Source organism: Bradyrhizobium sp. USDA 3256 (assembly GCF_054058275.1).
The window spans coordinates 2,743,491-2,766,202 of record NZ_JBSSAE010000002.1; the positions used below are offsets into that span (position 1 = coordinate 2,743,491).

Consider the following 22,712-nt stretch of genomic DNA (forward strand, 5'->3'; position numbering starts at 1 on the left):
CCGGCCTCAGAACGACAAAGTGAGACGGTCGGTGGCGTGGTGCAGCAAGGTCGCGACGCAGGCGATCAGGATCACCGCGAACAGGCCGATCGCGACGGGGCGCGGGCCACGCCAGGCCACCAGCATGGCGATGGTGATGGCGAGAAACAATGCCGTGAATTCCACTCCAAGCCTCCCGATGCGAGCCGGCCGCAGTCTATGACAGATTCGTGTGCGCTCGCGACGCCACGAATGGGCATTGTCGCTTGCGCGCGGCTCCGCCAAGATGGCATCACCAGTTGAGTTCATCCTAGCCGGGGCACCTCATGACCACAGCCGCGATCAAGCCCATTACCCATCCCCGTCATCAGCCCTGGTACAAGATCCTCTACGTTCAGGTGCTGATCGCGATCGTGGCAGGTGTCCTGATCGGATATTTCTATCCGAATCTCGGCAAGGAATTGAAGCCACTGGGCGACGGCTTCATCGCGCTGATCAAGATGATGATCGCGCCCGTCATCTTCTGCACCGTGGTGCACGGCATCTCCTCGATGGGCGATCTCAAGCGCGTCGGCCGGGTCGGGTTGAAGACGCTGATCTATTTCGAGGCGGTGTCGACGGTGGCGCTTGCGGTCGGTCTTCTGGTCGGCGAGCTGCTGCAGCCCGGCCACGGCTTCAACATCGATCCTTCCACGATCGATCCGAAATCGGTCTCCAACTACGTCACGCAGGCCAAAGAGCAGGGCATCGTTGCCCATCTGATGGCGATCATTCCAGACAGCTATCTCGGCGCGGTCGCGCGCGGCGACCTGTTGCAGGTGCTGCTGATCTCGATCCTCTCGGGCTTCGCCATCGCTCTCATGGGCAAGGTCGGCGAGCCGATTGCGTCCGCGATCGACACGGCCGCCAAGATGTTCTTCGGCATCATCCGGATCATCGTCCGCGTCGCGCCGCTCGGCGCGTTCGGCGCGATGGCCTTCACGGTCGGCGCCTACGGCCTCGGCTCGCTGTTGAATCTGGCAGCGCTGATCGCGACCTTTTATCTCACCAGCATCTTGTTCGTGCTGATCGTGCTGGGCGCCATCGCACGGCTCGTCGGCTTCTCGATCATCCGCTTCATCGCCTATATCAAGGACGAGCTCCTGATCGTGCTCGGCACGTCGTCGTCGGAGACGGTGCTGCCGCAGATGATCCAGAAGATGGAGCATCTCGGCGCCTCGCGCTCGGTGGTCGGGCTCGTGGTGCCGACCGGCTACAGCTTCAATCTCGACGGCACCAACATCTACATGACGCTGGCGACGCTGTTCCTGGCGCAGGCCACCAACACGCATCTGACGATCTGGCAGGAGCTCGGCATTCTGGGCATCGCCATGATCACCTCGAAGGGCGCTTCCGGCGTCACCGGCGCCGGCTTCATCACGCTCGCCGCGACGCTGTCGATCGTGCCCGACATTCCGATCCAGTCGATCGCGATCCTGGTCGGCATCGACAAGTTCATGAGCGAGTGCCGTGCGCTCACCAACCTGATCGGCAACGGCGTCGCTTGCGTCGTGATCAGTCTGTCGGAAGGGGAGCTCGACAAGCAGGCGCTGCACGAGACGATGGCGCATCCGCTCGAGCTCGGCGAGGCGCTGGAGCCGGGCGGCTCAGGCTAGAGTAATATGAAGTTATGGGGCCGTCGCAGGGGGCGCTGCCAAAAATAGCGAAAACAACCCCATGCAAAGTAGGCGGCGGCCGGCGTTGGGCCAAACAACTTGACACGTCGGGCAACTCAGGGATATTCTTCTAATATTCCGAAATTGCGCAGCCTGGACTTAGTCCGCTAGGTACGGCCTATCGTATGCTGTCGCCTCATCGAACGTCAGGTTTCGGACCGAGATCGACGGGACAAAATCGACCCGTTGGGGACGTAGGTGGGGCGGCAAAAATGTCTTCTTTTTAAGGCAATTCGGTCGGAGGCGAGATGGTCGATCCGTGGCCCCCAGATGCAAAGTTTCAAATGGGTGACTATGCTGCAAAGAAGGGGCGAGCATCATGGCGCGGTAGAATCGTTGGTTGGTATCGTACGGATTTGACCAAGCTCGGATACGCGATCGAGAGCTACTTCGAGCCTGGCTCGGTGCAGATTTACCCAGAGACGGCGATCGACGCATGGAAGCCGCCAGTCTTGGAACGTGAGTGACCGAGTCTCACCCTCCTGCGACCTTCGCAACGTCTGCTAATGGGCAAGGGCGCGGTGCTCTTACACGAATCGGAAGGACGGTCGTGGGTAGGTACCAAGCGTTAGATTCGATCCACTAGCCCAATCCAGGAACGCTTAACCATGCTCACCGTCTATGGCGAAGGTCGTGGCTTCCGTGTTGTCTGGCTGCTCGAGGAATTGGGATTGGCGTATCGGCTGCGCCCGGTCGATCTGTTCGCAGTCGAGAATGATCGCGATTTCCTCGCGATCAACCCCGCCGGCTTCATTCCCGTACTGCAGGACGGCGAGACAATCATGGTCGAATCGATTGGGATTCTCGAGTACCTGCTCGCCCGCCACGGCTCGGGTTCGCTTGCCGTCGCCCCTGATGATCCCGCCTTCGCTTCCTATCTGCAATTTCTCCACTTGGGCGAGGCCGGGCTCGCGGGGCCGATGAACGCCGTCATTGTCGGTCGCCAACTGGCGCCCGTAGCCGAGCGAGATGCCCGGGTGACCCGCTGGGCACGCGAGACCTTCGAGAGCCCGCCGCCTCGCGGATTGCCCCTATCTCGCCGGCGACCGCTTCACGGCTGCCGATATCTCGGTGAGCTACGCCCTGCTGCTCGGCCTGCGAACCGGCAACTACGTCCCCGGTCCGACCGAGCGGGACTATCTCGCCCGCACGACGGTACGCCCTGCCTACCTCCGAGCGATGGAAAGCTGCCAGGCCACCAAGGCCTGGGCGGCAAGATCACCGGGATTGTAGTGTTTCGCTTCAATCCGGCTGTGGCTCCGGGCTTACAAGTCTACTGCCTGGGCCGTGTACTCATCGAGCGGCTGGCGCCCGATGTCCGCTTAGCCCCCATCAGCGGCGGAGAAGCGGATATCTCCCGAGACCGCCGAAAGGGCCTGTAGCAGACGTCGACTCGCGGTTGATTGTTTCCGCCTCGTGCCAATCGCGGGCTTGTAATCAGCGAAAGGTCAGTTCAATCCCTGGCTTTTTCAAGCGCGTGCCGCATTACCTTCTGCTCATCGCTCGATAGTTGCGTTGCCCCGAGGTTGAAGGTCAGCTTGTCGATCTTCCCGGTGAACTGGAATGGCAGCTTGTAGCTGTCATCCACGCCGGTCCGGGTATCGGAGCCGATGTCGAAAGACTCGTCGATGGCCATCAGGAACGCAATCGAGTGCGGCATCGACTTGCGGGAAATCTCTTTGCCGTCTACCGAGAGTACCCCGGTGCCGCCTTTGCCGAAGCCGGGCCCATCATATTTGAAATCGAACACGATCGTATGCTTGCCCGGCTTGAGCGGCGAGCCGAGCCAGTCGCGCGCTCCTACGCCGGCTTCCCAGCGATACCGTTTCAGATCCAGCATGTTGTAGACAAAGACGGGCTTGCCTTTCAGCAGGTATAGGCCATACCCGGCGAAGCGGCCGCCAAGCGTTGCGATCATGCCCTCGGCCCCGCCCGGTGGGACCGTGATCTCGGCAGTGATCTTGAAGTCTTTGTTTAAGAGGCTTGGCGCGTTATCGACCGGAATACCGGAATTGAAACCTGTATACGTGAAGACGGTCCGTCCCGCGGTGGCGCTCGGCCGCGGTGTGATGAGGCGCGGCAGAACTGAATTATCCAAAGGCAAGACCTGAAATTTGGCTGCCTCCGCCAGGAACAACGCCTGCATCTCCTTCAGCTTGTCGGGATTCTGACCGGCAAGGTCGTTGTTTTGCGAATAGTCGTCCGCGATGTTGTAGAGTTCCCACTTGTAGTCGCTGATCTCAGGTAGCTTGGCCGTTCCCAGAAGCCAGGGCGGCGCCGGCGGCGTCGTGCATGCATACCAACCATCGTGATAGATTCCGCGGTTGGCGAACATCTCGAAGTACTGGGTGTCGCGTTTCGACGGCGCGTTGGCATTGGCCTGGTCGAACGTGTAAGCCATGCTCACGCCCTCGATGGGCTTTTGAGCAATTCCGTTCACCGTCGTCGGAGCTTGGATGCCTGTGGCTTCAAGAATGGTCGGCACGATGTCGATCATGTGGTGGAACTGGGAGCGAATGCCGCCGACATCCTTGATGTGTCCGGGCCATGAGATGGCCATACCCTGCCGGGTGCCGCCGAAATGCGATGCCACCTGCTTGGTCCATTTGAACGGCGTGTCGAAGGCCCAGGACCATGCCACCGACATGTGCGGGTAGGTCTTGTCGGAGCCCCAATTCTCGTAATGGAGCATCAGCTCGGCTTCGGGCAATTTCAACACGCCGTTGTAGGCGGTCATCTGGTTCGGAGTGCCTTCCAACGTCCCTTCAGCGCTAGTGCCGTTGTCACCACTGATGTAAATGATCAGAGTGTTATCGAGCTTGCCCATGTCCTGGACGGCCTGGATGACGCGGCCGATCTCATAGTCGGTATATGCCGCGTAGCCGGCAAATACCTCGGCCTCGCGCGCATATAGCTTCTTCTGAATCAATGACAGCGAGTCCCACTTCGGCAACGTGTCGGGCCATGGGGTGAGCTGGGTGTTAGCCGGGATCACGCCGAGCTTTTTCTGGTTGGAGAAAATCTGCTCACGCAGCTTCTCCCAACCCATGTCGAACTTGCCCTTGAACTTGTCTATCCATTCCTTTTTCGGCTGATGCGGCGAATGCGTTCCTCCGGGCACGTAGTAGACGAAGAACGGTTTGTCGGGAGCGGCGGCGTTCAATCCGTTCATGTAGTTGATGGCGTCGTCCGCCATATCCGTGATGAGGTTGTAGTTTTGCTTGCCGATCCACGGAAATACCTGGGTCGTGTTACGAAACAGATAGGGCGTCCATTGGTCCGTCTCGCCGCCCATGAATCCGTAAAAATACTCAAATCCCATGCCGATCGGCCATTGATCGAACGGCCCCGCCGAGCTGTACGTATAGGTCGGCGTGTTGTGGTTCTTGCCGAACCATGAGGTCGCAAAGCCATTGTCCCGCAGAATCGTCCCGATTGTCGCGCTCTCAGGTCCGATGACGGAATCGTATCCGGGATAACCGGTCGACATTTCACCGATCACGCCAAACCCGACAGAGTGGTGGTTACGACCGGTAATTAGTGCCGCCCGCGTCGGCGAGCAAAGTGCTGTCGAGTGAAATTGCGTATAGCGCAAGCCGGCCTTGGCGACACGATCCATCGCAGGGGTCGGAACGACGCCACCGAACGTACCCGACACACCATAACCTTGGTCGTCGGTCATGATCAGCAGTACGTTTGGCGCGCCTTTGGGCGGCACGACGGACGGTGGCCAGTAGGGCTTTGAGTCTTTGGCGGTTTCGTTGATCACGCCGCCGAACTTCGGAGGTTCGGGGGGAAGCTGCTTGCCGTCGATTGTGATCGTAGCGCCGGGCGAACCCGCTGCTCCGGTCGTCTGCTGCGCTATCGAGGGCAGCGTTGTGAGCAAGGTCAACGCAGCAGTAGACAACATCAGGGCGGACAAATTCATGATCGATCCTCCAGACGGGCTCGACGCACGGGCCACATACTGACACTGAAATAAACGGCCGGCAGCTTGGGGTTGATTTAGATCAACGAATGTCAGCTTCGGGGTCAAACTCGACGTGAGCATAATGCGTCCGCTTTCGGCCACATCGCGACCGCTCCCGTCGGCACAGGCTCATTGAGTCTCACTGCCGGCCCAAGATTCAAATCCTGAACCGAAGGCGCCGAAGCGTGCGCCACGAACTCTCCGACGAGGGATGGACTCCCATCAGGCCGATGCTGCCAGGCAGGCCGCGCGGCGTGCCACGGGTGAATGATCGTTGCGTCCTCGGAGCGGCGTCAATCCGGGACGCCGGCCGCCTTGAGGGTCTCGCGATAGGTCGCGGACATCGATTGCACCGGGAACGGAATCCGCGACAGGAAGCCGGAGATCGTGAACTCCGGATCGACCTTGAGCAATTCGCGCGCGATCTGGGTCGCACGCGCGTCGTCGCCGGTCTTGACCAGCGCCACGATCAGGACGCGCAGCGCCACCGCGAAACGTCGGTTCTGCGCCAGCGCCTTGTCGGCCCAAACAACCGCCTCAGTGAAATTCTGGTCGAGCACCGCGCAGATCGCGAGCGCCGCGGCGGCGAACCAGCCGCGCGGGTCGCGCGGGTTCAGCCGTTGCGCGCGCTCGATCATGGCGCGGCCGGCTTTCTGATTACCACGCATCGCCTCGATCCAGCCGCCGAGCACCAGCGCCATCGCCGAGTTCGGATTGATCGCAAGCGAGCGCTCGAACAATTCGCGCGCGGGCTCGATCTCGTCGGCCATGTTCCAGATCGCGAACGCCGCCATCCACAAGACCTGCGGGTCACCGGGCGCGAGCTCGACCGCGCGCCAGGCTTGCGCGACCGCGCGTTCCCGGTAGGCATCATTCGGCTTCAGCCAGCCCTGGACATGGCGCATCGCATGACAATAGGCGGAGGCCGCCAGCGCCGGTGCATAGGCGGGGTCGAGCGCCAGTGCCTGGTCGAGGCAATCGAGTGCCGCTTCCATGCTCTCGGGCGTGAACTCGTAGCGCAGACTGTAGGCGCGCAGCAGCAAATCGTAGGCGTCGAGCCTGTCGGGCGGCGCTGCCCGGACCCGCTCGGCTTCCGCGACGAGCAGGGTCGGCTCGATCGCGCCGACCACGTTCTCGGTGATGCGGTCCTGCAGATCGAACACGTCGGTCGCCGCGCCGTCGAACCGGTCGGCCCACAGATGCGCGCCGGAGACGGCGTCGATCAGCTGCCCGGTGATGCGCAGCCGATCGCCGCCGCGGCGGACGCTGCCTTCGAGCACATAGCCGACGCCGAGATCGCGTCCGACCTGGCGGATGTCGACCGCCTTGCCCTTGTAGGTGAAGGCGGAGTTGCGCGCGATCACGGTGAGGCGGCTGCAACGCGCGAGCGCGGTGGTGATATCCTCGGCGATGCCGTCGGCGAAATAATCCTGCTCGGGATCGCCGCTCATATTGGTGAAGGGCAGCACCGCGATCGACGGGCCCTCGCTCGGCCGCGGCGGGGTGCCGTTGGCCGCGATCGGATGAGTGGGCGCGGCGCCCTCCCTGACATCGCCGACAAAGCGGAGACCTTTGCGGGGCAGGGTGCGGATCAGCCGCTGTTCCTCACCATTGTCGCCGATCGCGGTCCGTGCCGCATTGACCCGGCTGCTCAGCGTCGCTTCCGAGACGATCCGGCCGTGCCAGACGGCGGCCAGCACCTCGTCGCGGCTGACCACCCGGTCACGGGCGCGGATCAGGAACTCGATGAGGTCGAAGACCTGCGGCTCGACGGCCACCAGAGCATCGCCACGGCGCAGCTCACGGCGTTCGGAATCGAGGGTCAAGTCGTTGAAATGGTAAGTCAAATCGAAGAGTCCGGCGGCCGGCGGCTGAATGCGTGGCGGAACCTAGCACAGGCGGCCCGGAGCCAAAATCACGACGGTCTGAAGGACAAATCCACGTCCTCTGAAAGCGGACGGGGGCGGTCTCTGCAATATTTCATCCCGACACCAGACGCAGGAGATCGCCATGTCGCAATCCATCAATCAGCAACGCCGCCGCTTCCTCGGCATCGCCGGCGGGATCCTCGCTGCTTCCAAGCTCGGCCTCGTCTATTCGGCTCAGGCCCAGTCCAAGCCGGCGCTGCCTGCGATCAAGGCCGGCGCCCATACCTCGATCGGTCCCGTCAAGCAGATCAATGCCGGCGTGCTTGATACCGGTTATGTCGAGATGGGGCCTGCGTCCGGTCCCGCAGTGATCCTGCTGCATGGCTGGCCCTACGACATCCACAGCTATGCCGACGTCGCGCCGGCGCTGGCCGAGGCCGGCTACCGCGTGATCGTGCCGCATCTGCGCGGCTACGGCACGACGCGCTTCCTCTCCAGCGACACCATGCGCAGCGGCCAGCCGGTCGCGGTCTCAGCCGACATCATCGCGCTGATGGACGCGTTGAAGATCGAGAAGGCTGTGCTCGGCGGCTATGATTGGGGCGCGCGCACCGCCAACATCATGGCGGTGCTCTGGCCCGAGCGCTGCAAGGCCATGGTCTCGGTGAGCGGCTATCTGATCGGCAGCCAGGCGGCCGGCAAGATGCCGCTGCCGCCGAAGGCCGAGCTGCAATGGTGGTACCAGTTCTATTTCGCGACCGAGCGCGGCCGCGAGGGCTACGCCAAGAACCGGCATGACTTTGCCAAGCTGATCTGGCAGCTGGCGTCGCCGCAATGGAAGTTCGACGACGCCACCTATGACCGCAGCGCGGCGGCCTTCGAGAACCCTGATCATGTCGATATCGTGATCCACAATTACCGCTGGCGGCTTGGTCTCGCCGAGGGCGAGGCGAAGTACGACGCGTTCGAGAAGACGCTCGCCCAGGCGCCCGTCATCGCGATCCCGACCATCACGATGGAGGGCGATGCCAACGGCGCGCCGCATCCGGAGCCCGCGGCTTATGCCAGGAAGTTCTCCGGCCATTATGAGCATCGGCTGCTGACCGGCGGCATCGGCCACAATCTGCCGCAGGAAGCGCCGCAGGCCTTCGTCCAGGCCATCATCGACGTCAGCAAGGCCTGAGACGGAGCGGATCACCGATCATGAGACAAATTGTGAAATGGGCAGCTGCCGCGATCGCGGCAGCCTGCATCAGCGCGGCACTGCCGTTCGCCGTTGGGCGCGCCGATGACGCGGCACCGGCATCGCCGATCTTCGGCGTGAAAATTCCTGACGGCTATCGCGACTGGAAGCTGATCGCGGTCGGCGAGGAGACCGGGCTGGACGAACTTCGCAGCGTGCTCGGCAACCGGACCGCCGTGAAGGCCTATCAGGACGGCGCCGCGCGTTTCCCCGACGGCACCGTGCTGGTCAAGCTGGCTTGGAAGCGCAAGCCGGTTGAAGGCCTCGACGGCGCCTTCATCACGGGGCCCGCGACCACCGTGCAGGTCATGGTCAAGGACTCCGCCAAATATGCCTCCACCGGCGGCTGGGGTTTCGGCCGCTTCATCGACGGCAAGCCGGTCGACGCCGCCCAGCACGAGACGTGTTTTGCCTGCCACGAGGCCCACGCCAGCGATCACGATTTCGTCTTTACCCATTACGCGCATTGAACGCCGGCAATAATTGAACGCCGGCAATATCGGTGTGGAGACCTGATAGCTCCGATCTGGCGCCGGGATTGCCGCGAGGCTAATTTCCCCGCCGCAATCGCATGCGGGGAACGGTTTTGACCATCACCATCTACGGCATCAAGAACTGCGACACCATGAAGAAGGCGCGGGCCTGGCTCGACGATCACGGCGTCGCCTACGACTTCCACGACTACAAGACCGCCGGGATCGCCAAGGACAAGCTCAAGCAGTGGAGCGACGAGGTCGGCTGGGAGACGCTGCTCAATCGCGCCGGTACGACTTTCAAGAAGCTGCCCGATGCCGACAAGGAAGGCTTGAACGAACGCAAGGCACTGGCGCTGATGGCCGAGCAGCCTTCGATGATCAAGCGCCCGGTGCTCGATCTCGGGCCGAAGCGCGTCGTCGGCTTCAAGCCGGACATCTACGCCAAGGAAGTGCCGGCGAAGGCGCGCAAGAAGGGCTAGGGGGCGCCTCCAGCGATGGGGTGACTGCTTCGCATGAAGCGACGCGTCTAGATCAACTCGGCTGATTCATGGCTCGCCGGACGATCCGTCGGGACGAACCTGCGGTTGATCACGGCCCGCTCCGTGACCACCGGGGCCGACTTCGCAGCCACCCCCATCAGATTGTGCAGCCGAAAGCGGCCTTCGATGCTGATCGCCTTATAGGAGCCGATGATGTGCTCGACGGCATCGCCGCGTCCGAACGGCAAGAGCAGCCGTTCATAGGAAACCTCTTTGCCGTCGGCGTCGGCGACCGTCGCAACGGTGTAGGTCGGGCGCTTGCGCGCCAGGCAGGCACGATATGACAGGATGACCCCCGCGTAGCGCTCGGGTCCGATCGCATCGTCAAGATAGCGGTTGGTGCGCAGCCGCGACTCGACGTGCTCGTTGCCATAGGCCGTCGTCAGCCTCGCGCCTTCCTGCGTGATCAGGAAACGCGCGGCTTCGCCACTGCCGACCACGTCGAAGCTCATCATGTCGGCGCGCTCGTCGGCGGTGTCCTCGATGTGGAAGTCGCACAGCAGGGGAAGCGCGTCCGGCATACGCAGCGCGCGCAGCCAGGCGTTCAGCAGCACCCGCTGCGTGATCGATTTGACCACCGATGGATCGGCACTTCTGAATTGCATCGGCTAGCCGAATTCAGGCACATCCCCGAACGGGATGCGGCCAAGGACAAGTTCATCGATCTGCGGGATGGTTTGGCTGCGGGCATAAAGTCGCAGCCACGTGCCGAGGAAATCACGTTGCGGGATCGATTTGACGACCGAAGAGTTGGCGCGCTCGAAATGCAAGGCTCTGGCCATTCATCATGCAATAGCCGGAGCTTCGGCGAGAGGCGCAAATATTCTATGAAAGCGGGAGTCCGGAGCAAAACACCGTTAACGACCGCTTTCCCGAGGCGCAAAGCGCGCCGAAATGCCATTCGACTAAGGATCAACCGGAACCGGTCACGCTGATGCCGCAGTGCACAGCTTTCCACCTTGCGTAACCGCCGCAGATGACGGCATATTCCGGCCCGGAGGCGACGGGCCCCGGACGGTTTCCAAGACGGATCGGACGCCTGTCGGACACGAAAAAAGCTGGCCACGCGGGCGAGGGGCTTCGCAGCGATGGCGTATGGGGGAATCTATTTGGCAGATGAGTTCATCCTCGAAACCAGCGGATTGACCAAGGAATTCGCGGGTTTCTTCGCCGTTCGCGACGTCGCGTTGAAAGTGCGTCGGGGCAGTATCCATGCGTTGATCGGGCCGAACGGCGCCGGCAAGACGACCTGTTTCAATCTGCTGACCAAATTCCTGAAGCCGTCGGCAGGCCAGATTCGCTACAAGGGCCACGACATCACCGCGATGCCGCCGGCCGACGTGGCGCGCCTCGGGCTGGTCCGTTCGTTTCAGATTTCGGCGGTATTTCCGCATCTGACCGCGCTCGAGAACGTTCGCGTGGCGCTGCAGCGGCAACACGGTTCGTCGTTCGATTTCTGGCGTTCGAAAAGCGTGCTCGACCGCTTCAATCCGCGCGCCCATGAGCTCCTGAACGACGTCGGCTTGAGCGAATTCGCCAACACGCCGGCGGTCGAGATGCCGTACGGCCGCAAGCGCGCACTTGAAATTGCAACGACGCTCGCGCTCGACCCCGAGATGATGCTGCTCGACGAGCTCCATACCTATCTCGGCGTCTGATATCGCCAGAACCAGAAAATTTAAGACGAGGGAATACGATATGAATAACAAGATTTCGGCGCTCCTGCTCGGCACCGCGATGGTGCTGTCTGCCGCAAGCGTCGCCTCCGCCCAGGAAAAGCTCGACAAGACGGTCAAGATCGGCGCGCTGTCGGATCAGTCCGGCCTCTACGCCGATCTCGCCGGCCCCGGCTCGACGCTGGCGGCGCAGATGGCGATCGAGGACTCCGGCCTCAAGGCCAAGGGCTGGACCATCGACCTGATCTCCGGCGATCACCAGAACAAGCCCGATATCGGCACCACCATCGCCCGGCAGTGGTTCGACGTCGACAAGGTCGACACCATCGTCGACGTGCCGAATTCCGGCGTCGCGCTCGCGGTCAACAACGTCGTGAAGGAAAAGAACGGCGTCTACATCAATTCGGGCGCCGCCACCTCCGATCTCACCAACGCGCAGTGCTCGCCGAATACGGTGCACTGGACCTACGACACCTACATGCTCGCCCACGCCACCGGCCAGGCGCTGGTGAAGGCGGGCGGGGACACCTGGTTCTTCCTCACCGCGGATTACGCGTTCGGCGCCGCGCTCGAGCGCGACACCACGGCCGTCGTCACCGCCAATGGCGGCAAGGTGGTCGGCGGCGTCAAGCATCCGCTCAACACCGCTGACTTCTCCTCCTTCCTGCTGCAGGCGCAGGCTTCCAAGGCCAAGATCATCGGCCTCGCCAATGCCGGCGGCGACACCACCAACTCGATCAAGCAGGCGGCCGAGTTCGGCATCGTCAAGGGCGGCCAGAAGCTCGCGGCGCTGCTGCTGTTCCTCACCGACGTCAAGGCGATCGGGCTCGAGACCGCGCAGGGCCTCAACTTTACCGAGACGTTCTACTGGGACCTCAACGACAAGACCCGCGCGTTCTCCAAGCGCTTCTCGGAGCGGATGAAGAACAGCGCGCCCCCGACCATGGTGCAGGCCGGCGTCTATGCGGGCCTCATGCATTACTTCAAGGCGCTGGAAGCGCTCGGCGGCAATCCGCATGACGGCGCCAAGGTGGTCGCGAAGATGAAGACGATCCCGACCGACGATCCGCTGTTCGGCAAGGGCGAGGTCGAGGCCAATGGCCGCGTCACCCACGACGCCTATCTGTTCGAGGTGAAGAAGCCCTCGGAGTCCAAGGGACCGTGGGACTTCTACAAGCTGGTTGGCACCGTGCCGGGCAACCAGGCCTTCACGCCGCTCGACAAGAGCACCTGCGCGCTTCTGAAGAAGTGACGATCATGCCCGCCGGCCATGGGCGTGGCCGGCGGGCTTCATCTATCTAGCGAAAGCTCATTCGATGCAGGCTCTCTACGCACAGCTTCTGGTGGGACTGATCAACGGCTCGTTCTACGCGCTGCTCAGTCTGGGGCTCGCCGTCATCTTCGGCATGCTCAACATCATCAATTTCGCGCATGGCGCGCTCTACATGATGGGCGCCTTCGTGGCGTATTTCCTGCTCAACCTGGGCGGCATCAATTACTGGTGGGCGCTGATCATCGCACCCGTCGTGGTCGGCATCTTCGGCATGATCCTCGAGCGGACCATGCTGCAATGGCTGACCGGCCTCGATCATCTCTACGGACTGCTGCTGACCTTCGGCATCGCGCTGATCGTGCAGGGCGTGTTCCAGAACTATTTCGGGTCCTCGGGCCTGCCTTACTCGATCCCGGATCAGCTCAAGGGCGGCGTCAATCTCGGCTTCATGTTCCTGCCGATCTATCGCGGCTGGGTCGTCGTCTTCTCGCTCGTGGTGTGCCTTGCCACGTGGTTCCTGATCGAGAAGACGCAGCTCGGCGCCTACCTGCGCGCCGCGACCGAGAACCCGACGCTGGTGCGCGCGTTCGGCATCAACGTGCCGCGCATGATCACGCTGACCTACGGGCTCGGTGTCGGTCTTGCCGCACTCGCCGGCGTGCTGTCGGCGCCGATCAACCAGGTCCGCCCGCTGATGGGCGCCGATCTCATCATCGTCGTGTTCGCGGTGGTCGTGATTGGCGGCATGGGCTCGATCATGGGTTCGATCATCACCGGCTTCGCGCTCGGCGTGATCGAGGGACTGACCAAGTATTTTTATCCCGAGGCCTCCAACACCGTGGTGTTTGTCCTGATGGTGGTGGTGTTGCTGGTGAAGCCAACGGGACTGACGGGACGGGCGGCTTGATATGTCAGCATTGACCGACGATACACTTCCGATCACGCCGCGCGCGATGCGCGACGAGATGATCGTATTCGCCGCGATGGCGCTGCTGCTGGCGATCGTGCCGTGGACGGGGATCTATCCGTTCTTCGTCATGCAGGCGCTGTGCTTCGCGCTGCTCGCCTGCGCCTTCAACCTCCTGATCGGCTATGGCGGCCTGCTGTCGTTCGGCCACGCGATGTTCCTCGGCACAGCCGGTTACGTCTCGGCGCATGCGCTCAAGGTGTGGGGGCTGTCGCCGGAGCTCGGCATCCTGGTCGGCACCGCGGCCGCGGCCTTGCTCGGCCTGGTCACCGGCTACATCTCGATCAAGCGGCAGGGCATCTATTTCTCGATGATCACGCTGGCGCTGTCGCAGCTGCTTTACTTCCTCTATTTGCAGGCGCCGTTCACCCATGGTGAAGACGGCATCCAGGGCATTCCGCAAGGCCACCTGCTCGGAATCTTCGATCTTTCGAAGCCGCTGGTGCTTTACTATGTCGTGCTGGTCGGCTTCCTCGCCGGCTTCCTGCTGATCTACCGCACTATCAATTCGCCGTTCGGCGAGGTGCTGAAGTCGATCCGCGAGAACGAGCCGCGTGCGATCTCGCTCGGCTACAAGACCGACCAGTACAAGCTGCTCGCCTTCATCCTGTCGGGCACGCTGGCGGGCTTTGCCGGCTCGCTGAAGGTGTTCGTGGCGCAGAATGCCTCGCTCACCGACGTGCACTGGTCGATGTCCGGTGAAATCGTGCTGATGACGCTGGTCGGCGGTCTCGGCACCATCTTCGGCCCGGTGGTCGGCGCCTTCGTGATCATCGCCATGCAGCAATATCTCGCCGGTTTCGGCCAATGGGTGACGGTGATCCAGGGTGTGATCTTCGTGACCTGCGTGCTGCTGTTCCGGCGCGGCCTGGTCGGTGAGCTCGCCCACCTCCTGCGGCGGTCGCTGTAGGGCAGGTCTCGGCGATTTTCGGCCGACTTTAGCGGTGGACGACCGCCCGCTCGGGCGGTCGTGTCAGGTGTTTTCCCCGCCAGATGCTCTATGACAGTTCTGTGACAGTCGCTAAAAGGGCTGTCCCGGAATGATGGAACTGAGACATGCTGCGCTGGTTTCGCGCCTTCCTGCCCAAGGAAGAGCGGTTTTTCGACCTGTTCGCCCGACACGCCCGGACCTCCGTGCAATGCGCATTGGCGTTGCAGGACATGCTGAAGGGCGGGGAGGAGACTCCCGTCTTCTGCCAGCGCGTCAATCAGTTCGAGAACGACGCCGATAGCGTCACCCGCGAGGTTCTGACCGCGGTCCGCCGCACCTTCATCACCCCGTTCGATCGCGGCGATATCAAGAACCTGATCACCTCGATGGACGACGCCGTCGACCAGATGCAGGCGACCGCAAAGGCGGTCATGCTGTTCGAGGTGCGCGAGTTCGAGCCGCCGATGCGCGAGATGGGCACTTTGATCGTCGAATGCGCCAATCTGGTCGGCCGCGCGCTGCCCCTGTTGCAGTCGATCGGCCACAACGTCTCGATGCTGACCCAGATCACCGAGGAGCTGACCAAGCTCGAGGGCCGGGTCGACGATCTCCAGGATATCGGGCTCAAGGAGCTTTTCCTGAAGCATCGCGACGCCAACACGATGGACTACATCGTCGGCGCGGAGATCTACGACCATCTTGAGAAAGTGGCCGACCGTTTCGACGACGTCGCCAACGAGATCAACTCGATCGTGATCGAGCAAGTCTGAGCATGATCCGGAAAAGTGTGATGCGGTTTTCCCTGCGACAAACGCGAGGTGTTTGCGCGGCGATCATGCTCAACAAAGCACTATAGAGCGGGGCATCACGTGGACGCCACGCTGGGTCTTCCAATTCTGACCATCCTGATCGCGGTCGCGCTGCTGTTCGACTTCCTGAATGGCCTGCACGACGCCGCGAACTCGATTGCAACCATCGTCTCGACCCGCGTGCTGCGGCCGCAATATGCGGTGTTCTGGGCGGCGTTCTTCAACTTCGTCGCGTTCCTGGTGTTCGGCCTGCACGTTGCCAACACGATCGGCACCGGGATCATCGAGCCGTCGGTGGTGGATGCGACCGTGATCTTCGCCGCGCTGGTCGGCGCGATCGTCTGGAACGTGATCACCTGGGCGCTGGGCATTCCGTCGTCGAGCTCGCACGCGCTGATCGGCGGCCTGGTCGGCGCCGGCATGGCGAAGGCGGGCATTTCGGCGGCGGTGTGGAGCGGGCTCTCCAAGACCTTGCTCGCGATCGTGCTGTCGCCGCTGGTCGGCTTCCTGCTGGCGCTGGTGCTGGTCGCGATCGTGTCCTGGCTCTCGGTGCGCTCGACGCCGTTCGCGGTCGATCGCGCGTTCCGCATCCTGCAATTCGCCTCGGCGTCGCTCTATTCGCTCGGCCATGGCGGCAACGACGCGCAAAAGACCATGGGCATCATCGCCGTGCTGCTCTATTCGCAGGGCCATCTCGGCGACAAGTTCGAAATTCCGTTCTGGGTGGTGCTGGCCTGCCAGAGCGCGATGGCGCTGGGTACCCTGATGGGCGGCTGGCGGATCGTCCGCACCATGGGGCTGCGGATCACCAAGCTGACGCCGATGCAGGGTTTCTGCGCCGAAACCGGCGGCGCCGTGACGCTGTTCATGGCGACCTATCTCGGGGTTCCCGTATCGACCACGCACACCATCACGGGCGCCATCGTCGGCGTCGGCGCCGCACGGCGGCTCTCCGCCGTGCGCTGGAATGTGGCGAGCTCGATCGTCTACGCCTGGGTGATCACGATCCCGGCGTCGGCCGCGGTCGCAGCCGCGAGCTATTGGGCGGTGCAGATTCTGAAGTAGCGTTTTCGAGCGAAGTGGAAGCCGGTTCGCGTTAAGAAAACGCGTCCCAAAAAGGAATAATCAGCCGACCAGCTTCAGCCCGACGATGCCGGCAACGATCAGTCCGATGCTGGCAAGCCGCATCGCGGTCGCGGGTTCGCCGAGCAGGATGATGCCGAGCGCCGCGGTGCCGACCGCGCCGATCCCGGTCCAGACCGCATAGGCAGTTCCAATCGGCAGCGTCTTCAGCGCGAGGCCAAGCAGGATCACGCTGCCGGCCATCGCCGCCAGCGTCAGCACCGACGGCACCAGCCGCGAGAAACCTTCGGTATATTTCAGCCCGATCGCCCAGCCGATCTCGAGCAGGCCAGCGGTGAACAGAATGGTCCAAGCCATCACGAACCCTCCAGATAAGGCAGGGTCGTCCCCGCTGACGGTATGGTGAGGAGAAGGTCGTCCTTCCGGTGCCTATATGGGGATGGTGCGGCCGTTCCGCATTGCGACAAAACGCCCTTGATTGCGCCCGTTTTCCCTGCCAAATGCCCCGCCATGTCCGACATTTCAGTTTCAGCCGAATCGCCGTCCCGCTCGCCGCTTTCAGAGGAAGTGGCGCGAAGGCGCACCTTTGCGATCATCTCGCACCCGGACGCCGGCAAGACCACGCTGACGGAAAAGCTGCTGCTGTTCGGCGGCGCCATCAATCTCGCGGGCCAGGTCAAGGCCAAGGGCGAGCGGCGCAACACCCGCTCGGACTGGATGAAGATCGAGCGCGAGCGCGGCATCTCGGTCGTCACCTCGGTGATGACCTTCGAGTTCAACGACCTCGTGTTCAACCTGCTGGACACGCCGGGCCACGAGGACTTTTCGGAAGATACCTATCGCACGCTGACCGCGGTCGATTCCGCGGTCATGGTGATCGACGCCGCGAAAGGCATCGAGGCGCGCACCCGAAAGCTGTTCGAGGTGTGCCGGCTGCGCGACATCCCGATCATCACCTTCATCAACAAGATGGACCGTGAGAGCCGCGACACGTTCGAGCTTCTGGACGAGATCGAGAAGACGCTGGCGCTCGACACCACGCCGATGACCTGGCCGGTCGGCCGCGGCCGCGACTTCCTCGGCACCTATGACGTCGTCAATGGCGGCGTGCGGCTGCTCGAGGGCGGCGGCGCCAAGACGGGCGCCACGGAGCAGATCGACATCGCCGATCTCGGCAAGCGCAATCCCAATCTCGACGTCGCCGAGGTCAAGGACGAGCTCGCGCTGGCCTCGGAAGCCTGCAAGCCGTTCGAGCTCGCGGCGTTCCGCGAGGGCCACCTGACGCCGGTCTATTTCGGCAGCGCGCTGCGCAATTTCGGCGTCGGCGATTTGCTGGAAGGCCTCGGCAAGTTCGCGCCGGCCCCGCGCGCGCAGGACTCGGATTTGCGCAAGGTCGAGGCATCGGAGCCGCGCATGAGCGCGTTCGTGTTCAAGATCCAGGCCAACATGGATCCGAACCACCGCGACCGCATCGCGTTCGCCCGGCTGTGCTCGGGCAAGCTCAGCCGCGGCATGAAGGCCAAGCTGGTACGCACCGGCAAGAACATGAGCCTGTCGAGCCCGCAGTTCTTCTTCGCGCAGGACCGCTCGGTCGCCGACGAGGCCTTTGCCGGCGACGTCGTCGGCATTCCGAACCATGGCACGCTCAGGATTGGCGACACCCTGACCGAGGGGGAGGATCTGACCTTCGTCGGTGTGCCGAGCTTCGCGCCGGAAATCGTCCGCCGCGTCCGGCTGACCGATGCGATGAAGGCGAAGAAGCTGAAGGAAGCCTTGCAGCAGATGTCGGAGGAGGGCGTCGTGCAGGTGTTCCGCCCGCGCGACGGCGCGCCGGCGCTGGTCGGCGTGGTCGGCCCGCTGCAGCTCGACGTGCTGAAGGCGCGGCTCGACGCGGAATATTCGCTGCCGGTCGAGTTCGAGATCTCTGAATTTTCGCTGGCGCGTTGGATCTCGTCCGACGACCGCAAGCAGCTTGACGCCTTCATCTCCGCCAACAATTCCGGCATCGCCGACGACGTCGACGGCGATCCCGTGTTCATGGCCAAGAACGAGTTCTATCTCGGCTACACCCGCGAGCGCGCCGAGGGCATCACCTTCTCCAACGTCAAGGACGTGAAGAAGAAGGCGTAGTGGCGCCGACCATTCACTGTCGTCTGCCGGGCTCGACCGGGGGCCCAGTACGCCGCCGCCTATCGATCGATAACAGCCGTCTCTGGAATACTGGATCGCCCGGTCGAGCCGGGCGATGACAGCGGGGTTGTGGAGCGACGGATAACAGCTACACGCGCAAGGATTTGAACACGGCCCCGCTTGATGCGCTCCGGCTGCGGACCCATTTTCTCCGGAGTGCAATCCGGGTCCGCCTGCATGCTCCGACGCGTCGCCATCTGTCTCGCTTTTGCCGTGCCGGCCTTTGCGCTCGCGAGCGCGGCCTCTGCGCAGCAGCGGCAACAAACCAACCCGGCGCCCTTCGCACACACGCCCTGCAGCGTGCTCGACGAAGGGCCTTGCATCCCGTCCTATTGCAGCGTGCTCAATCACGGGCCGTGCTTTCCCGAGATGGATTATCCGTACGGCGAAAATCTCCAGCTCACGATCCTGACCGTGCCACCGCAGGATCAGGCCGAGAAGTATCGCAAGCCGGATCATGATCTCAATACCATCGGCGATCTGTTCGCCGCGCTGCGCGCCTGCTGGGCGCCGCCACCGCCGGACGACGCGCGCGCGGGCATGCAGATGTCGGTGCGTTTCAGCTTCAAACGATCGGGCGAGATGATCGGCGCGCCGCACCTGACGTTTTCGACGCGGGGCATCCCGGCCGACACCCGCACCACCTACCTCAACGCGATCAATGCCTCGCTGGATGCCTGCCTGCCGCTGAAATTCACCGGCGGATTGGGCGGGGCGCTGGCCGGTCGCCCGATCATGATCCGCTATGTCGACAACCGGGAGCTGGCCAAATCGGCCGACAAGCCGTGAAGCTGACGCATTGCCACCCGCCCGGCGAAGGTGATACGCGAAGGCATTAATCGATCAGGGGAGGAACATCGTGGGACTGCTCGTCATGATCCTGGGTCTCGTGCTGTTCCTCGGCGTCCATGTGCTGTCCAGCCTGCGCGAGATGCGCGCCGGCCTGATCAAGGCAATGGGCGAGGGCGTCTACAAGATCGCCTATTCGCTGGCCTCCGCGGCCGGGCTCGTGCTGATCATCTGGGGCTTTGCGCATTATCGCGCGACCGGATGGATCGACGTTTGGAGCCCGCCGACCGCGCTCAAGCACATCACGGTGGCCTTGATGCTGCCCGCCGTCATCCTCGTCGTCGCCTCCTATATCCGCGGCCGCATCTACACCACGCTGAAGCATCCGATGCTCGCCGGCGTGAAGCTGTGGGCGTTCGCGCATCTGCTCGCCAATGGCGACCTCGGCTCGATCATCCTGTTCGGCTCGTTTCTCGGCTGGGCGGTCTATGACCGTATCTCGCTGAAGCGCCGCACGGATGCCGGCGCGCCCCCGATTCCGGTGGGCGGCCCAACCAACGACCTGATCGCGATCGCGGTCGGTGTCATCGTCTATCTGGCGCTGGCGTTTGCGTTCCACCCGGTCGTGATCGGCGTGCCTGTCATGGGAGCCTGACTATGTCTGTTCAATCCGCCATCAAGCGCAAGACCGCGCCCGATCTCCGCGCCCGCAAGAACGGCGAGCCGATCGTGATGCTGACGTCCTATCACGCGCACACCGCGGCGCTGGTCGACCGTCATTGCGATGCCATCCTGGTCGGCGATTCCCTCGGCAACGTCATGCACGGCTTCGAGACCACGGTGCCGGTCACGCTCGACATGATGATCCTGCAAGGCCGCGCGGTGATGCGCGGCTCGCAAGCTGCGCTCGTCGTGGTGGACATGCCGTTCGGCTCCTATGAGGGCTCGAAGGAGCAGGCGTTTCAGTCCGCGGTGCGGATCATGAAGGAGACGCTGTGCGGCGCGGTCAAGCTCGAGGGCGGCGCGCGGATGGCAGAGACGGTGGCGTTCCTGTCCGAGCGCGGCATTCCGGTGATGGGCCATATCGGCCTGACGCCGCAGTCGATCAATACGCTCGGCTCGTTCCGCGCGCAGGGCCGCGAGGAGGAGACCTGGGCGCCGATCGAGAACGACGCCAGGGCGATCGCGGAAGCCGGCGCCTTCTCGATCGTGGTCGAGGCGGTTGCCGAGCCGCTGGCGCGCAAGATCACGCAGTCGATCGCCGTGCCCACCATCGGCATCGGCGCCAGCGCGGCCTGCGACGGCCAGGTGCTGGTGCTGGAGGACATGCTCGGCCTGTCGCCGCGGGCGCCGAAATTCGTGCGCCGCTACGGCAATCTCGGGCCGATGATCGAGGAGGCGATCGCGGGCTATGCGCGCGACGTGAAGAGCCGCGCCTTCCCGGGACCGGAACACGTCTACGGCATGAAGAAGAGCTGACGGGGCGCGCATGGACTGGTCGCAGCACGCAATTCCGCCGATGCGGCTCGAGCCGCGCTTCGGCGACCGCGTCGTGCCGGCTTTCCCGGAGCGGCCCGGCAGCCTGTGGGGGATGATCGCGGACGCCGTTGCGCAGAATGGCGACGGCGAGGCGCTGGTCTGCGGCGCGACGCGCCTGAGCTGGCGCGAGGTCGCAGAGAAATCGGCCAAGGTCGCGGCGGGCTTTGCAAGACTCGGCCTTGCGCCCGGCGACCGCGTCGCGATCCTGCTCGGCAATCGCATCGAATTCGTGCTGACGATGTTCGCCGCCGCGCATGCCGGGCTGGTCACGGTGCTGCTCTCGACGCGCCAGCAGAAGCCCGAGATCGCCTATGTGCTGAACGATTGCGGCGCGACGCTTCTGGTCCATGAGGCCACGCTTGCCGACCGCATCCCCGAGGCGGCCGACATTCCCGGCCTCAGGCATCGCATCTCCGTCGGCGACGACGGCGCATCGCAATTCGCCGGTCTCGTCGACAACGCTGCGGCCCAGGCGCCGGCGGAGGTGAGGGAAGAGGACACCGCGATGATCCTCTACACCTCGGGCACCACGGGCCGGCCGAAGGGCGCCATGCTCGCCCATTGCAACATCATCCACTCCTCGATGGTGTTCGTGTCGTGCCTGAAGCTGAGCAAGTCGGATCGCTCGATCGCCGCGGTGCCGCTCGCGCATGTCACCGGCGCGGTCGCCAACATCACCACCATGGCACGCTGCGCCGGCGCGCTGATCATCATGCCGGAGTTCAAGGCCTCGGAATGTCTGAAGGTCGCGGCGCGCGAGCGCGTCAGCTACACGGTGATGGTGCCGGCGATGTACAATCTCTGCCTGATGCAGCCGGATTTCGACAGCTACGATCTGTCGAGCTGGCGGATCGGCGGCTTCGGCGGCGCGCCGATGCCGGTCGCAACCATCGAAAAGCTCGACGCCAAGATTCCCGGGCTGAAGCTTGCGAATTGCTACGGCGCGACCGAGACCACGTCGCCCTCGACGCTGATGCCGGGCGAACTGACCGCCGCTCATATCGACAGCGTCGGCCTGCCGTGCCCCGGTGCCGAGATCATCGTGATGGGCGCTGACGGCCGCGAACTGCCGCGCGGCGAGATCGGCGAGCTCTGGATCCGCAGCGCCTCGGTCATCAAGGGCTATTGGAACAATCCGAAGGCGACCGCGGAGAGTTTTACGGCCGGCTTCTGGCATTCTGGCGATCTCGGTTCGATCGACGCGGCAAACTTCGTCCGCGTGTTCGACCGCCAGAAGGACATGATCAACCGCGGCGGCCTGAAGATCTATTCCGCCGAGGTCGAGTCTGTCCTGGCCGGCCATCCGGCCGTGGTCGAGAGTGCGATCATCGCCAAGCCGTGCCCGGTGCTCGGCGAGCGGGTGCACGCCGTGATCGTGACCCGCACCGAAGTGAACGCGGAGAGCCTGCGCGCCTGGTGCGCCGAGCGGCTCTCGGACTACAAGGTGCCGGAGACCATGGCGCTGACATCAGAGCCGCTGTCGCGCAACGCCAACGGCAAGGTGATCAAGCGCCAGATCAGGGAGAGCCTGTCGGAAATGGGGGCTTAGCGTTCTGCACCTCCCCCGCAAGCGGGAGAGGGAGGCCACGCAGTCCCGTTGCGGCCCGCTGCAAACGTCCCCCGTTAACGCTTTGATCCGCCTCGCTTTGCCTTGCCTCCGCCACA

At 63.4% G+C, this 22,712-nt stretch carries 20 protein-coding genes and 3 pseudogenes; 17 read left to right on the plus strand and 6 right to left on the minus strand.

Annotated features, from left to right (window positions below; genetic code table 11):
- Positions 1 to 6: 6 nt before the first annotated feature.
- Positions 7 to 165, minus strand: coding sequence for a DUF5993 family protein (locus ACVWY5_RS14415; RefSeq protein ID WP_016842788.1), 159 nt, complete (start codon positions 163 to 165; stop codon positions 7 to 9).
- A gap of 140 nt (positions 166 to 305) precedes the next feature.
- On the opposite strand from ACVWY5_RS14415, the gene ACVWY5_RS14420 reads away from it, so the two are divergent.
- The 3 genes and pseudogenes from ACVWY5_RS14420 to ACVWY5_RS14430 all read left to right on the plus strand — a co-directional run bounded on the left by ACVWY5_RS14420 (position 306) and on the right by ACVWY5_RS14430 (position 2,927).
- Entirely contained in the window at positions 306 to 1,634 is a 1,329-nt protein-coding gene (locus ACVWY5_RS14420) for a dicarboxylate/amino acid:cation symporter (RefSeq protein WP_028335116.1), read from the plus strand.
- Positions 1,635 to 1,924: 290 nt separating this feature from the next.
- Positions 1,925 to 2,161, plus strand: a pseudogene (locus ACVWY5_RS14425) (hypothetical protein); the annotation flags it as partial.
- Positions 2,162 to 2,302: 141 nt separating this feature from the next.
- Positions 2,303 to 2,927: pseudogene (locus ACVWY5_RS14430) on the plus strand (glutathione S-transferase family protein).
- A gap of 220 nt (positions 2,928 to 3,147) precedes the next feature.
- On the opposite strand, the gene ACVWY5_RS14435 reads toward ACVWY5_RS14430, so the two are convergent.
- Both ACVWY5_RS14435 and ACVWY5_RS14440 read right to left on the minus strand, forming a co-directional pair.
- Positions 3,148 to 5,622, minus strand: a complete 2,475-nt coding sequence (locus tag ACVWY5_RS14435; RefSeq protein ID WP_283090470.1) for an arylsulfatase — start codon at positions 5,620 to 5,622, stop codon at positions 3,148 to 3,150.
- 335 nt (positions 5,623 to 5,957) lie between these two features.
- Positions 5,958 to 7,511 carry a winged helix-turn-helix domain-containing tetratricopeptide repeat protein gene (locus tag ACVWY5_RS14440; protein WP_028335119.1) on the minus strand — a complete coding sequence of 518 codons (1,554 nt, stop codon included), beginning with the start codon at positions 7,509 to 7,511 and terminating at the stop codon, positions 5,958 to 5,960.
- Between the two features lie 163 nt (positions 7,512 to 7,674).
- On the opposite strand from ACVWY5_RS14440, the gene ACVWY5_RS14445 reads away from it, so the two are divergent.
- From ACVWY5_RS14445 to ACVWY5_RS14455, 3 genes are all read left to right on the plus strand, one after another.
- Positions 7,675 to 8,715 (plus strand): alpha/beta fold hydrolase, encoded by a 1,041-nt coding sequence (locus ACVWY5_RS14445; RefSeq protein WP_028335120.1) that lies wholly within the window; start codon positions 7,675 to 7,677, stop codon positions 8,713 to 8,715.
- Between the two features lie 20 nt (positions 8,716 to 8,735).
- Complete coding sequence (locus tag ACVWY5_RS14450) at positions 8,736 to 9,245, plus strand: cytochrome P460 family protein (protein ID WP_028335121.1); 510 nt, start codon at positions 8,736 to 8,738, stop codon at positions 9,243 to 9,245.
- 116 nt (positions 9,246 to 9,361) lie between these two features.
- The gene (locus tag ACVWY5_RS14455) at positions 9,362 to 9,730 is read left to right on the plus strand and encodes an ArsC family reductase (RefSeq protein ID WP_028335122.1); all 369 of its coding nucleotides are present in this window, start codon (positions 9,362 to 9,364) and stop codon (positions 9,728 to 9,730) included.
- A gap of 47 nt (positions 9,731 to 9,777) precedes the next feature.
- Here ACVWY5_RS14455 and ACVWY5_RS14460 read toward each other — a convergent pair whose 3' ends face one another.
- Together ACVWY5_RS14460 and ACVWY5_RS14465 are read right to left on the minus strand one after the other, a co-directional pair.
- Positions 9,778 to 10,395, minus strand: a complete 618-nt coding sequence (locus ACVWY5_RS14460; protein ID WP_028335123.1) for a hypothetical protein — start codon at positions 10,393 to 10,395, stop codon at positions 9,778 to 9,780.
- Between the two features lie 3 nt (positions 10,396 to 10,398).
- Positions 10,399 to 10,572 (minus strand): hypothetical protein, encoded by a 174-nt coding sequence (locus ACVWY5_RS14465; RefSeq protein WP_321176889.1) that lies wholly within the window; start codon positions 10,570 to 10,572, stop codon positions 10,399 to 10,401.
- A gap of 327 nt (positions 10,573 to 10,899) precedes the next feature.
- Here ACVWY5_RS14465 and ACVWY5_RS14470 point away from each other — a divergent pair.
- From ACVWY5_RS14470 to ACVWY5_RS14495, 6 genes and pseudogenes are all read left to right on the plus strand, one after another.
- Positions 10,900 to 11,424, plus strand: a pseudogene (locus ACVWY5_RS14470) (ABC transporter ATP-binding protein); the annotation flags it as partial.
- A gap of 64 nt (positions 11,425 to 11,488) precedes the next feature.
- Complete coding sequence (locus ACVWY5_RS14475) at positions 11,489 to 12,718, plus strand: ABC transporter substrate-binding protein (RefSeq protein WP_028335125.1); 1,230 nt, start codon at positions 11,489 to 11,491, stop codon at positions 12,716 to 12,718.
- A gap of 64 nt (positions 12,719 to 12,782) precedes the next feature.
- On the plus strand, positions 12,783 to 13,646 hold the full coding sequence (locus ACVWY5_RS14480; protein WP_028335126.1) for a branched-chain amino acid ABC transporter permease: 864 nt from the start codon (positions 12,783 to 12,785) through the stop codon (positions 13,644 to 13,646).
- 1 nt (position 13,647) lies between these two features.
- The gene (locus ACVWY5_RS14485) at positions 13,648 to 14,616 is read left to right on the plus strand and encodes a branched-chain amino acid ABC transporter permease (protein ID WP_028335127.1); all 969 of its coding nucleotides are present in this window, start codon (positions 13,648 to 13,650) and stop codon (positions 14,614 to 14,616) included.
- Positions 14,617 to 14,762: 146 nt separating this feature from the next.
- Complete coding sequence (locus tag ACVWY5_RS14490; RefSeq protein ID WP_028335128.1) at positions 14,763 to 15,407, plus strand: DUF47 domain-containing protein; 645 nt, start codon at positions 14,763 to 14,765, stop codon at positions 15,405 to 15,407.
- 99 nt (positions 15,408 to 15,506) lie between these two features.
- A complete protein-coding gene (locus tag ACVWY5_RS14495; RefSeq protein WP_028335129.1) occupies positions 15,507 to 16,511 on the plus strand; it encodes an inorganic phosphate transporter in 1,005 nt (334 codons plus the stop codon).
- 60 nt (positions 16,512 to 16,571) lie between these two features.
- Here the strand turns inward: ACVWY5_RS14495 and sugE are convergent, their stop codons facing one another.
- Entirely contained in the window at positions 16,572 to 16,886 is a 315-nt protein-coding gene (sugE, locus tag ACVWY5_RS14500; RefSeq protein ID WP_016839884.1) for a quaternary ammonium compound efflux SMR transporter SugE, read from the minus strand.
- Between the two features lie 153 nt (positions 16,887 to 17,039).
- Between sugE and ACVWY5_RS14505 the strand changes: the two genes are divergently transcribed.
- The 5 genes from ACVWY5_RS14505 (at position 17,040) to ACVWY5_RS14525 (ending at position 22,596) form a co-directional block, all read left to right on the plus strand.
- Positions 17,040 to 18,659, plus strand: coding sequence for a peptide chain release factor 3 (locus ACVWY5_RS14505; RefSeq protein ID WP_028335130.1), 1,620 nt, complete (start codon positions 17,040 to 17,042; stop codon positions 18,657 to 18,659).
- A 237-nt stretch (positions 18,660 to 18,896) separates the two neighbouring features.
- Positions 18,897 to 19,508, plus strand: coding sequence for a hypothetical protein (locus ACVWY5_RS14510; RefSeq protein ID WP_028335131.1), 612 nt, complete (start codon positions 18,897 to 18,899; stop codon positions 19,506 to 19,508).
- Positions 19,509 to 19,578: 70 nt separating this feature from the next.
- The gene (locus ACVWY5_RS14515; protein WP_028335132.1) at positions 19,579 to 20,163 is read left to right on the plus strand and encodes an NnrU family protein; all 585 of its coding nucleotides are present in this window, start codon (positions 19,579 to 19,581) and stop codon (positions 20,161 to 20,163) included.
- Positions 20,164 to 20,165: 2 nt separating this feature from the next.
- On the plus strand, positions 20,166 to 20,987 hold the full coding sequence (gene panB / locus ACVWY5_RS14520; protein WP_016839889.1) for a 3-methyl-2-oxobutanoate hydroxymethyltransferase: 822 nt from the start codon (positions 20,166 to 20,168) through the stop codon (positions 20,985 to 20,987).
- 10 nt (positions 20,988 to 20,997) lie between these two features.
- Positions 20,998 to 22,596: a class I adenylate-forming enzyme family protein gene (locus tag ACVWY5_RS14525; RefSeq protein WP_028335133.1), complete on the plus strand. Its 1,599-nt coding sequence runs from the start codon at positions 20,998 to 21,000 to the stop codon at positions 22,594 to 22,596.
- The last annotated feature ends 116 nt before the right edge of the window (positions 22,597 to 22,712 follow it).